Origin of the sequence: Streptomyces griseosporeus (assembly GCF_014656055.1) — a bacterium.
Classification (GTDB): Bacteria; Actinomycetota; Actinomycetes; order Streptomycetales; family Streptomycetaceae; genus Streptomyces; species Streptomyces griseosporeus.
Map to the genome: position 1 here is coordinate 13357 of NZ_BNBR01000005.1, position 12272 is coordinate 25628.

8 protein-coding genes and 1 riboswitch are annotated in these 12272 nt (G+C 74.3%); of the genes, 4 read left to right on the forward strand and 4 right to left on the reverse strand.

Annotated features, from left to right (window positions below):
* Positions 1-470: 470 nt before the first annotated feature.
* Positions 471-2558 carry an asparagine synthase-related protein gene (locus IE308_RS23060; protein ID WP_190219413.1) on the reverse strand — a complete coding sequence of 696 codons (2088 nt, stop codon included), beginning with the start codon at positions 2556-2558 and terminating at the stop codon, positions 471-473.
* A gap of 678 nt (positions 2559-3236) precedes the next feature.
* Between IE308_RS23060 and IE308_RS23065 the strand changes: the two genes are divergently transcribed.
* The 4 genes from IE308_RS23065 to IE308_RS23080 all read left to right on the forward strand — a co-directional run bounded on the left by IE308_RS23065 (position 3237) and on the right by IE308_RS23080 (position 8394).
* Positions 3237-4658 (forward strand): NsdA family TPR-like regulatory protein, encoded by a 1422-nt coding sequence (locus IE308_RS23065; RefSeq protein ID WP_110629022.1) that lies wholly within the window; start codon positions 3237-3239, stop codon positions 4656-4658.
* A 74-nt stretch (positions 4659-4732) separates the two neighbouring features.
* A complete protein-coding gene (gene lhgD, locus IE308_RS23070; RefSeq protein WP_190219414.1) occupies positions 4733-5962 on the forward strand; it encodes an L-2-hydroxyglutarate dehydrogenase in 1230 nt (409 codons plus the stop codon).
* A gap of 56 nt (positions 5963-6018) precedes the next feature.
* Complete coding sequence (trmB, locus tag IE308_RS23075) at positions 6019-6876, forward strand: tRNA (guanosine(46)-N7)-methyltransferase TrmB (protein WP_190219415.1); 858 nt, start codon at positions 6019-6021, stop codon at positions 6874-6876.
* Positions 6877-6972: 96 nt separating this feature from the next.
* Complete coding sequence (locus IE308_RS23080) at positions 6973-8394, forward strand: PrsW family intramembrane metalloprotease (protein ID WP_190219416.1); 1422 nt, start codon at positions 6973-6975, stop codon at positions 8392-8394.
* A gap of 63 nt (positions 8395-8457) precedes the next feature.
* Here the strand turns inward: IE308_RS23080 and IE308_RS23085 are convergent, their stop codons facing one another.
* From IE308_RS23085 to IE308_RS23095, 3 genes are all read right to left on the reverse strand, one after another.
* The gene (locus tag IE308_RS23085) at positions 8458-9402 is read right to left on the reverse strand and encodes an aldo/keto reductase (protein ID WP_190219417.1); all 945 of its coding nucleotides are present in this window, start codon (positions 9400-9402) and stop codon (positions 8458-8460) included.
* Positions 9403-9639: 237 nt separating this feature from the next.
* Positions 9640-10689, reverse strand: coding sequence for a M23 family metallopeptidase (locus IE308_RS23090; protein ID WP_110629026.1), 1050 nt, complete (start codon positions 10687-10689; stop codon positions 9640-9642).
* Positions 10690-10700: 11 nt separating this feature from the next.
* Positions 10701-10860, reverse strand: a riboswitch (cyclic di-AMP (ydaO/yuaA leader).
* 230 nt (positions 10861-11090) lie between these two features.
* Complete coding sequence (locus IE308_RS23095; protein ID WP_190219418.1) at positions 11091-12245, reverse strand: PP2C family protein-serine/threonine phosphatase; 1155 nt, start codon at positions 12243-12245, stop codon at positions 11091-11093.
* Positions 12246-12272 lie beyond the last annotated feature (27 nt).

Here is a 12272-nt window from a genome sequence, read left to right on the forward strand (position 1 = left end):
GGCCGCCCGCAGCTACGCAGGGAGACGGCCCGGCGGTGCGGCTCCCGCGGCCACGCAGGCCGACGGCCCTCGTACCACCGCTGCCGGGTCGGCGCCGACCCAGCGGTGGGGCTGCCTGCTACCCCAGCGGGGCGGCCCTGCCGCAGCCGCGGCGGCCGGTAGACGCGTACGGCGGGAAGGGGACGTGTCGGGGGGTGTCCGCCCGCAGCGGGCGCCGAAAAGTGGCGGCACGAATTTGACCGTACGCAGCGGCGCACCGAGGACGGATACCCCCCGGCGCGGCCCCGACCCACCCACCAGCACAACGCGCTACACCAGCCACCCACCCACCGAAACGGGCCGCCGCAGGCATTCAGGGGCGCGGGGAACTGCGCGAGCAACCACCCACCCACCCGCACCGGCCGCCGCAGGCACGCCGCGGGGAACTGCGCGAGCAACCACCCACCCACCCGCAGGCGAAGCACAACCCCTCAAACCAGCCTCCGCACCGCCTCCACCTCCGCCACCCCCCGAGCAATCCCCGCCGGCACAGCCCGCGCCCGCGCCGGCGTCCCCGTCCAGCACGTCCCCCGTCGCGCCAGCAGTCGCCGCAGCCACAGCTCCAGGGAGACCAGATCCGCCAGCCCGTCCAGCGGCAACGGCTCCCCCGCCGCCGCCCCCCGCACCGCCTTGCGCACGACCCGCGCCTCCACCAGCCCCGCCTCCGCGAGCAGCGGCGTGTCGAAGAGGTCCAGCAGCGAGTCGGCAGACACCCGCAGCCCCGTCCGCGCGGCCGCGGCCGAGGGCGCGTGGGAGGGGGCGCCCCACCCGGGCGGCAACTCGGTGACCCCGGCCCCCTTCAGCACCGTACGGAGGATCTCCGCCCGCGCCCCGGGCCGCACCCGCAGCGTCTCCGGCAGGGCCCGGCACGCCCGGACGACCTGGTTGTCGAGGAACGGCGCGTGCAGCCGCTGCGAGCGGATCTCCGCCGCCTGTTCCAGGATCCGCAGGTCGGCCGCATGCCGCGCCAGCGCCGCACGCGCGCGGTAGTCACCCGGCCGCTGCCCTGGCCCGACGCCCGACCGCGCCGACGCCTGCTGAAGGCGAACCGATACTTCAGCGAGCGCCTCTCCGGTCAGCCAGCGCGCCGCGGGCCCGGGTCTGGCCCAGGTGAGCGCCGCGAGGGAGGCCCCGACCGCACCGCCGGGCTCGTCGAACCGCTGGTGCAGCAGCCGCTCGGCCAGCACCTCCAGTCCGGCCCGGTAGGGCGTGCGGGCGAGCCGGCGTGCGGCGGCGTACACGCGCGCGGGGACGAGCACGGAGCCGTCGGCCTTGGCGAGCGCGGCGACGGGCCGGACCAGGTGCCGCCGCTTGCGGTCCATCAACAGGTCGGCGAGGCGCGCCGGGTGGGCGTCGAGGACCTGCCGGGCGCCGGAGCCGATGAAGTGGTCGGCGCTGCCGGACATCAGCCGCGCGCGGTGCCGGGCGGCCGTCACCAGGGAGGGCCCGGGCTCGTCGGTGAGCGGCCCGTCCAGGTCGGCGTACGGCAGGACCTCCTCGCCGCCGGTGACGACGACGTGGTGCAGCCGGGGGTTGGCGGCGAGCGCGCCGGCCCGCTCCAGCTCGGCCTCCCGCCCGCTGACGGCGAGGTCGTTGAAGGTGACGGCCAGCAGGCGTTCCCCGGCGCCGGTGCCGTGCCCGAGCAGCGTCCCCGGCATGCCGGGCAGGCCTGCGGCGAGCAGGGCCAGGGTGCCCGAGGCGGGCCCGCCGGAGAGGTCGGCGCCGATACCGGGAACCGGCATCCCGCGCGCCGCGCGGCGTTCGGCGGGTCCCATCCCCGGCACCGGCCCGGGGTCGATGTCCGGCACGTGCCGTGGCGCGGACAGCCGGGCGCGCACCGCCTCGACGAGCGCGTCGCGCACACCGTCCACGGCGCTGTCCGGGTCGGCCGGGGGCGCCGCGACCGCGAGGGAGGCGACGGGCTCGTACCCGGCGATCTCGCGCGCCCCGGCGCGCAGGATCAGCGCATGCCCCGGCGGAATGCGCTGCACGCCGGCGTACGGGGTGGAGTCCTGGACGGCGGCCGGCACGTCGGGGGCGGCGAGCAGTGCGGCGAGGTGTCCGAAGTCGAGGTTGGCCTCGATGAGGTCGGCGAGGGGCAGCGCGGCGGTGGCGTAGGCGGTGCCGCCCGCCCACGGGGTGTAGAACACCGGGCGCGCGCCGGCGAGGTCGCCGCAGACGGTGACGCGGCGGCCGACCTGGACGACGGCGGTGTAACTGCCGGGCCAGGCGGTCAGATGGCGCAGGGCGCCGCCGCGCGCGGCGAACAGGGCGACGCGCAGCTGTTCGTCGCTGGCGCCGCACAGCCCGAGGACGGCGATGCGGGTCTCGGGGTCGGCCTGGACGACGCGGACCTCGTCGGGCCGCCAGTCGCCGACCGCCCACAGCGGGTCGGGGTCGCCCCACAACAGGTGGGAGCCGACCGGGTGCACGGTCTCGCCGTCGTATCCGGTGGCGCCGGCGGAGCCGATCTCGGCGGCCCTCGCGGCGGTGCTGCTCCATCCCACCAACCACCGCATCGACGCCTCCACAGGTTGTGGACAACCCTGCACCGTAGGAACGGTTCACATGCTGCCACGAAGAACGCGTCTCAGAGAGGCGGCGGAGCCGCTCGCGCGTCGGCGGGTCCGCCCGCGCACCGAAGCCCCGGCGATACGAATGCGCCCCCGATACGCTCCCCCAGAACGCCCTGTGCGCCCTCAACTCCCGTGGTGGGAGCGGGTATCGGGCCTCGCAACAGGGGGTCGACTTTCGGCCAAATCGGCGGCCGGTGACGTTCGCCGGTACGCGCGCGCGTGCGGCACGCACACGCTCCGTACACATCTGGCGAGGGCTCAACGGAGGCCGGAACGCGCGCAGTCCGGGAGACGTGGCCGCCTCCCGGACCGTTCCGCCGCCCGCGGGGATGAAGGCGGCGGTGTCCCCCAGCCCACTGGATCCAGTACAGCGGGCCGACCCACGCACCGCCCATGGAACCGCTCCCCCGATGGCCGGAGAAGAGCGCACGCACGGGCGCACGGCCACACACCGGGAGCGCGCCGCAACGGTGCGTGCAGGGCCCCGTACTTCCGTACGGGCCACAATCCCGCCATCCGGAACAAAGCCCCTTAACGCTTGGGATCCGGCGAACTACGCTGGGTTTACGAATGCCGCATGGTTATGCCAGCGCGGCAGCCGTCTGTGTCGAGGGGTGGCGCATGTCCAGGGAGCAACGCGGGCCGAACGAAAAACTCGGCGCCGTTCTCGCCCTCGCGGGAATCAGCAACGCAGGACTCGCCCGGCGCGTCAACGACCTTGGCGCCCAGCGGGGACTGACTCTTCGCTACGACAAGACGTCGGTGGCGCGCTGGGTGTCGAAGGGCATGGTGCCGCAGGGTGCGGCGCCGCACCTCATCGCCGCGGCCATCGGCCAGAAGCTCGGCCGTCCCGTGCCGCTGCACGAGATCGGCCTGGCGGACGCGGACCCCGCGCCCGAAGTGGGCCTGGCCTTCCCGCGCGACGTCGGGCAGGCGGTGCGGTCGGCGACCGAGCTGTACCGCCTCGACCTCGCCGGGCGCCGCGCCGGCTCCGGCGGCATCTGGCAGTCGCTCGCCGGGTCGTTCGCAGTGAGCGCATACGCAACGCCCGCCTCGCGCTGGCTGATAACCCCGGCCGACAGCTCGGTGGCGCGCGAGGCCGGCCCGGCGGAAGGCTCCGGCGCACCGATCAAAGTCGGCCACAGCGATGTGCAGAAGCTGCGGGAGGCCGCAGAGGACGCCAGGCGCTGGGACTCCAAGTACGGGGGCGGCGACTGGCGTTCGTCGATGGTGCCGGAGTGTCTGCGCGTGGAGGCCGCGCCGCTGCTGCTCGGCTCCTACTCCGACGAGGTCGGCCGGGCCCTGTTCGGCGCCGCGGCCGAACTGACCCGGCTGGCCGGGTGGATGGCGTTCGACACGGGCCAGCAGGAGGCCGCGCAGCGGTACTACATCCAGGCGCTGCGGCTCGCCCGCGCGGCGGCCGACGTCCCGCTCGGCGGGTACGTGCTGGCGTCGATGTCCCTGCAGGCGACCTACCGCGGCTTCGGCGACGAGGGCGTCGACCTGGCGCAGGCCGCGCTGGAGCGCAACCGGGGCCTGGCCACCGCGCGGACGATGAGCTTCTTCCGCCTCGTCGAGGCACGCGCGCACGCCCGCGCGGGGGACGCGCAGGCGGCCGGCGCGGCACTGAAGGCGGCCGAGAGCTGGCTGGAGCGCGCCCGGCCCGGCGACAACGACCCGTCCTGGCTCGGCTTCTACTCCTACGACCGGTTCGCCGCGGACGCCGCCGAGTGCTACCGCGACCTGAAGGCACCCCGGCAGGTGCGCCGCTTCACCGAGCAGGCCCTGTCGAAGCCGACGGAGGAGTTCGTCCGCTCGCACGGGCTGCGGCTGGTCGTCTCCGCGGTCGCCGAGCTGGAGTCCGGCAACCTGGACGCGGCCTGCGAGCAGGGCGTGCGGGCGGTGGAGGTCGCGGGCCGCATCTCGTCGGCGCGCACCACGGAGTACGTGAAGGACCTCCTGCACCGGCTGGAGCCGTACGGCGACGAGCCGCGGGTGGTGGAGCTGCGGGAGCGGGCGAGGCCCCTGCTGGCCCCGGCCTAGCCGGGCACGCCCCCGGGCGGGGCGCCGCCTCCCGCCGCGTTTGAAGGCGATGTCAGTGGCGCAGTGCACTATCGATGCGGGAGGTGGTGCACGTGCGGCAGCAGGGCGCGTACGACGGGGACGTGCTGGTCGTCGGCGGCGGCATCGTCGGGCTGTCCACCGCGTACGCGATCACGCGCGCCGCGCCGGGCACCCGGGTGACGGTGCTGGAGAAGGAGCCGGGCCCGGCCCGGCACCAGACGGGCCGCAACAGCGGCGTCATCCACAGCGGGATCTACTACCGGCCGGGCTCGCTGAAGGCGCGGTACGCGGTGCGGGGCGCCGCCGAGATGGTCAAGTTCTGCGCGGAGTACGGCATCGCGCACGCCGTCACCGGCAAGCTGATCGTCGCCACCGACCGGGACGAGCTGCCCCGCCTGCACGCCCTGGTCCAGCGCGGCCGGGAGAACGGCATACCGGTGCGGGAGCTGGGCGCCGCGCAGATCGCGGAGTACGAGCCGGAGGTGCGCGGCCTGGCCGCGATCCACGTCGGCACGACCGGGATCTGCGACTACACGGCCGTGGCCCGGCAGCTCGCCGAGGCCTCCGGCGCGGACATCCGGTACGGGGCGCGGGTCGTGCGGATCGACCGGCGGCCGGAGCGGGGTGTCGCCGTGCGGCTCGCGGACGGCGACATCGTCCGCGCGCGGGTGCTGGTGAACTGCGCGGGGCTGTACTGCGACGAGATCGCGCGGCTGACCGGGGACGACCCACAGGTGCGGATCGTGCCGTTCCGCGGCGAGTACTACGAGCTGGCGCGGCCCGAGCTGGTGCGGGGCCTGGTGTACCCGGTGCCGGACCCGGCGTTCCCGTTCCTCGGGGTGCATCTGACCCGCGGCATCGACGGCGGCGTGCACCTCGGGCCGAACGCGGTGCCGGCACTGGCCCGGGAGGGGTACGGCTGGGGGGTCGTACGGCCGCGGGAGGCGCTTGCGACGGCGGCGTGGCCGGGCTCGTGGCGCATCGCGCGGCGGCACTGGCGGTACGGCGCCGGGGAGCTGCGCCGGTCGCTGTCCAAGGGGGCGTTCACGGAGGCGGTGCGGCGCATGCTGCCGGCGGTGCGGGAGGGGGACCTGGTACCGGCGCCGGCGGGGGTGCGGGCGCAGGCCGTGCTGCGGGACGGCACGCTGGTCGACGACTTCCTGATCAAGGAGGGGCCCCGCACAGTCCATGTGCTGAACGCGCCCTCACCTGCGGCGACGGCGTCGCTGCCGATCGGCAGGGAGGTCGCGCGCAGGGCGCTGGCGGCCCTGGGGGCGGCATGAGGGGCGGCGGCGGGCGTCTCCGCGCGGCGGACGTTCGCCGTAAAATCGATCCCACTGTGTCTGATTCCCTGAGCACCCCCGACGCCCCCCAGCCCGCCACCGGCGGTGAGTGGTCCTCCCATCACCCCGGTGTGTCCGTGCGGCACACCCGGGCCAAGGGGGAGCCGCGGTTCCCGGACGGGCCGAAGGCCGATCCGGCCGGGTCGCACTTCGAGCGGCGGATCCGCAGCTTCCAGCCGCGGCGCAGCCGGGTGACGGCCGGGCAGGCGGACGCGCTGCAGCGGCTGTGGCCCAAGTGGGGGCTCGACATCGACGGGCAGCGCACCCTGGACCTGCCGGAGCTGTTCGGGAACGACAACCCGGTCGTGCTGGAGATCGGCTTCGGCATGGGCGAGGCCACCGCGCAGATGGCGGCGGCCGACCCGGGGACGAACATCCTCGCCGTGGACGTGCACACCCCCGGCCAGGGCAATCTGCTGAATCTCGCCGACCAGGGCGGCATGGCGAACGTCCGGGTCGCCAACGGCGACGCGATCATCCTGCTGCGCGAGATGCTCACCCCGGACTCGCTCGACGGGCTGCGCGTCTTCTTCCCCGACCCCTGGCCGAAGAAGCGGCACCACAAGCGGCGGCTCATCCAGCCGGAGTTCCTCACGCTCGCCGCGACCCGGCTGAAGCCGGGGGCGATCGTGCACTGCGCCACCGACTGGGAGCCGTACGCCGAGCAGATGCTCGAGGTGCTCACCGCGCACCCGGACTTCGAGAACACGCAGCCCGGCGGCGGTTTCGCGCCACGGCCCGAGTTCCGGCCGCTGACCCGTTTCGAGGGGCAGGGCCTGGACAAGGGACATGTCGTGAACGACTTGCTCTTCCGTCGCGTACAGCACCACAACCACCCTCCCACCAGCGCCTGACCGCCCGCGCGTGCCCCGCGCGTGCCGCCCGTGCCCCGGGCCGGCGGCGCGATACGCCGTCACGGGCGGCGTACCTACCTCGTTAGGGTCGATGCCGTGGCCAGCCATCTCCCGCACCCGACGCAACCGCCGTACCCGCCGTACCCGCCGCACCCCGGCGAGGGCGCCGGGCCGGCCGGCGGGGCGTTGCGGCACGCGCACTGGTGGCAGCGCAGCTGGGTCCGTTACGGGGCGCTGATCACCCTGCTGGCGCTGTCCGGGCTGGTCATCCTGGCGCTGGTGCGGGAACAGACCGGCACGGAGGGCTTCCTGGTCGGTCTCGGGCTGGCCGTGCTGCCGGTGCCGCTGCTCATCGCCGCGTTCCGCTGGCTGGACCGGGTGGAGCCGGGCCCCTGGCGGAACCTGGTGTTCGCGTTCGCCTGGGGGGCGTGCGCGGCGGCACTCATAGCCATCGTCGCGAACAGCTTCGCGACCAGATGGATAGCGACCTCCACCGCCGACCCCGTCGGCGCGGACACCCTCGGCGCCACGGTCGTCGCGCCGATCGTGGAGGAGTCCGCCAAGGCCGCCGCGGTCCTGCTCCTCTTCCTCTTCCGGCGGCGGGACTTCACCGGGCTCGTCGACGGCGTGGTGATCGCGGGGATCACCGCCACCGGCTTCGCCTTCACCGAGAACATCCTCTACCTGGGCACCGCCTTCGGCACCGACCAGGACACCGGCTACAGCGGCATCGCCTCCGTCACCGCGGCGACCTTCTTCGTGCGCATCGTCATGTCGCCGTTCGCGCACCCCCTGTTCACGGTGCTGACCGGCATCGGCTTCGGCGTCGCCGCGCTCTCCGGCGAGCGCCAGCACGTGCGGCGCGTCCTGCTCCCGCTGTCCGGACTGCTCCTGGCGATGGGCATGCACGCCCTGTGGAACGGCTCGGCGACCTTCGGCCCGCTCGGCTTCTTCGCCGTGTACGGCGCGTTCATGGTGCCCGCGTTCGGGCTGCTGACCTGGCTGGTGATCTGGACCCGGCAGCGCGAGCTGCGCACGGTCCGCGAGGAACTGCCCGCGTACGTGGTGGCCGGCTGGCTGACCCCGGGCGAGCCGTACGCGCTGGGCTCGATGAAGGCCCGGCGGATGGCCCGCGAGTACGCGCGGCGGCACCTGGGCAAGCCGGCCGCGCGGGCGGTGGCGCAGTACGAGGCGTTCGCGACGTCCCTGGCGTTCCTGCGGCACCGGGGGCGGCGCGGGCGGGCGAGCGCCGACTTCGTCGTACGGGAGCGGGAGCTGCTGCACGAGCTGTGGGCGCGGCGGGACGTGGCCCGCCCGGCGCTGGAGTACGCGGCCCGGGCGGCCGCACCGGCGTGGCCGGCGATGCCGTACGCCTACGGGCCGGTGCAGTGGGCCGGGCAGGGCCCGGGACACGCGCCCGGACACGGCCCGGTCCAGATGCCCGCGGGGCCCGTGCACGGGCCGGCGCACGGGCCGGCGATGCCGTACCACCCCGCGTACAACCCGTACCGGATGTAGCCGGGAGCGGTCCGGAGGCGGGTCGGGGCGCTCCGGCACCGCCGAATCTTTCGGGTACGGCGGTTACGCCGACGCCTCCGTCAGCCGCGTCAGCTCCGCGTCCGTCAGCGTCAGTTCCGCCACCCCCAGCAGCGCCGGCAGCTGCTCGACCGTACGGGCGGAGGCGATGGGCGCGGCGACCGTGGGCCGGGCGGCGAGCCAGGCGAGGGCCACGGTGGCGACCGGGGCGTCATGGGCCTCGGCGATCTCGTCGAGGGCGGCGAGGACCTTGCGTCCGCGCTCGGTCTCCAGGTGCCGCGCGGCACCGCCCGCCCGCGCGCTCCGCACCGTCGTACCGGGGCGGTACTTGCCGGTGAGGAAGCCGGAGGCCAGCGCGTAGTACGGCACGGCGGACAGGCCCTCGCGGTCGGCGAGGTCCTGCAGGGCGCCCTCGTAGGTGTCGCGGGAGACCAGGTTGTAGTGCGGCTGGAGGGCGACGTACCGGGCGAGGCCCTCGCGGTCGGAGAACTCCAGTGACTCCCGCAGACGCTCCGCGGAGATGTTGGAGGCGGCGATCTGCCGCACCTTGCCGGCCTTCACCAGCTCGTCGAGGGCGCCGATGATCTCCTCGACCGGCACCTCGGGCTTGTCGTAGTGGGTGTAGTACAGGTCGATGTGGTCGGTGCCCAGGCGGCGCAGCGAGGCGTCGGCGGCGGCCTTGATGTTGGCGGCGCTCAGGCCCTGGAACTCGGGGTGCTGGCTGACCTTGGTCGCGACGATCACCTCGGAGCGGTTGCCGCGGGCCTTGAGCCACTTGCCGAGGATGGTCTCGGACTCCCCGCCCCGGTTGCCGTCGGCCCACGCCGAGTAGACGTCGGCGGTGTCGACGAAGTTGCCGCCGGCGGCGGTGTAGGCGTCGAGGACGGCGAAGGAGGCCGCCTCGTCGGCGGTCCAGCCGAAGACGTTGCCGCCGAGGGCGAGCGGGAAGACCTCGAGGTCGGAGGAGCCGAGCTTGCGCAGAGAAGTCATGCTCCCTTACAACCCGCGCGCCCCGGGCGTGCATTCCTCGCGCACGGGTACAAGGGAAGAACTCCCGGCGGCACGAGGAACCGGCAGCCCTGACGTCGGGGGGTTGCCGTCAGGACCGCCGGGGATCGCGGAGCCGTGCTCGGGCGGGAGGGCTGGGACGCCCTCAGATCGAGGGCTGGGACACCCTCATGTCGAGGGCCGGGACACCCTCATGTCGAGGGCCGGGACACCCTCCGGTCAGGGAGTGAGGCCCTTGTCGCGCAGCCACGCCATCGGGTCGATGCCGCCGGCCTGGCCGTCGGGGTGGACCTCCAGGTGCAGGTGCGGCCCGGTGACGTTGCCGGTGGCGCCCACGCGGCCGATGACATCGCCGGTGGCGACCTTCTGGCCGACGCTGACGCTGATCGACGACTGGTGGCAGAACCACAGCTCGGTGCCGTCGTCGAGGGTGAGGATCGTGCGGTAGCCGTAGGAGCCGGCCCAGCCCGCCTCGGTGATGGTGCCGGTGTGGACGGCCTTGATGAGCGTGCCGGTGGGGGCGGCGAAGTCCAGGCCGGTGTGGTAGCCGGAGGACCACATCGAGCCGGCCTGCCCGAAGGTGGAGGTGATGGTGTACGAGGAGGTCGGCAGCGTGTACTGGCGGGCCAGTTCGGCGAGCCGCTCGGCCTCGGCCTTCTTCGCGGCCTCCTCCTCCGCCGCCTTCTTCGCGGCGGCGGCCTCCTCGGCGGCCTTCTTCTCGGCCGCGGCGGCCGCCTCCTGCGCCTGCTTGGCGAGGGCGGCCTCGGTCGCGGCCTGCGCCTTGGTGTCGACCTGGACCTGCTGCTGCTCGGCCTGGGCCATGATCCGGGTGCGCAGCGCCTCACCGGCGTCGGCGGTGGTGGCGGTGCCGGTGTCCTCGCTGTCGGCGGCGACGGCGGTGCCGCCGATGTCGCTGAGCGGGGTGGCGGCGGTCTCGGCGGCGGGCTCGTCGTCGGAGATCAGGGAGCCGACGTTGGGCAGGTCGGGCAGCGAGATGGAGACGGGCGGCTTGCCGGTCTGCGCGCTGGCCATGCCGCCCGCGCCGACGGCGGCGATGACGCCGACGCCGAGGACGGTGGAGCTGCGGGCGAGTCCGCCGCGCTGCTTGGCGACGCGGTGCCGGCCGCGGACGGGACGGATGGACTCCTCGGTGGGGTTCCATTCCTCCCACGGGCCCTCGTCGGTGCGGTAGCTGCCGTAGCCGAAGGTCTCGGGTTGCTGCTGGCTCGGCATGGACGGGGCTGCGGGGGCAGGCCGGTTGGACGCCACGCGGGCGTACTCCTTTCCTTCCGTCTCGCCTACCGGGTTAGCTGACGGGTTCGGAGCAGGAAGGTCTCCTACGCGCGTACACGGGAGCCGTCGAAGGACGGCGGCATACGCGCGATTCACCCCAGAAACGGTGGTTCCCCGGTTCCCAATGGGATTCGGCGCGTGAGCACGGAGCCGCCTCTTGTGACGGCTGGGACGACCGCGCTGCGTTATCGAACGTTAATAGACCCGGAGGTCGGATTCCAAGCCGTTCGGCTTGATCATTAACTTTTCCGGCCAGGACTTACGTGCCATGACGGTCGCAAACCGGGCGAGTTGACCCCGCCTCAGACACGGCCCGTGAACTGACGGTGTGTCAGTTGTTATGCGCAGGGCGGTTGTCCGTGCACACACAGTGACCCTCACGGTCGTCGTACGGCGAGCAGCGCCATGTCGTCGGTCAGGTGACCACCCGAGTGCCGGCGTACGTCCCGGGAGACGGCGGCGAGCAGGGCGCGCGGGTCGCGGAAGGTGCGGCCCTCCAGCCGCTCCTCCAGGTCATAGAACCGGCCGTGCGGGTCGCGGGTCTCGGTGACGCCGTCGGTGTACAGCAGCAGGGTGGCACCGCCGGGGAAGTCGGCCCGGTCGGCGTGGTCGGGCCAGGCGCCGAGTTCGGCCATCCCGAGCGGCAGCGCGGGCCGGCTGGACAGCAGCGGCCGTACCGTGCCGTCGGCGTACAGCAGCAGGGGCGGCGGATGGCCGCGGTTGAGGACGCGTACGGTGCCGTCGCCGTGCGGAAGCTCGGCGAGGACGGCGGTGGTGAACCCCTCGAAGGCGTCGATGCCGTCCCGCCGGGTGCCCTCGCGGGCCAGCGCCCGCTCCAGCCGCTGGGCGACCGCCTCCAGCGTGGCCTCCTGCTCGGCGGCCTCCCGGAACGCGCCGATCACCACGGCCACGGCGGCCACCGCGCCCATGCCCTTGCCGCGCACGTCCCCGACGACGAGCCGGACGCCGTGCGGGCTGTCCTGCACCGTGTACAGGTCGCCGCCGATGAAGGCGTCGGCCTGGGCGGCCTCGTACCGCGCCGCGATCTGGAAGCCGCCGATGCGCTCGGCGGGCTCGGGCAGGACGGCGCGCTGCGCGGCCTCGGCGATCTCGCGGGCGGAGGCGAGCTGCTCGCTGCTGCGCCGCACCAGGGAGTTGATCAGCACGGCGAGCACGGACACGGTCGAGACGGTGACCGTCTCCGTGATCGCGTCGGCCTCGCCGATGATGCCGAGCCGGAGGTGGACGAGGACGACGAGGACGACGGTGACGACGCCGGTGAGGATGGTGCCGCGGCGCGAGTAGAGCGGCGCGGCGACCAGGGGCGCGGCGGTGAAGAAGGGGGCCGCGGTGAACGCCGACGGGGTGGTGGAGTCGTAGACGGCACCGGCGACGAGCAGCAGCGCGGGGAGCAGCCGTACGAACGTACGGGCGTAGGAGATGCGCCGGCCCTCGTGCTCGGCGGGCGGCGGGGCGTGCGGGGGCGGGCCGGGGACGGCGGGATCGGTGCCGGGCGGCCCATCGTCCGTCATGTCATCAGGCCGCACGCTCGTCTCCAT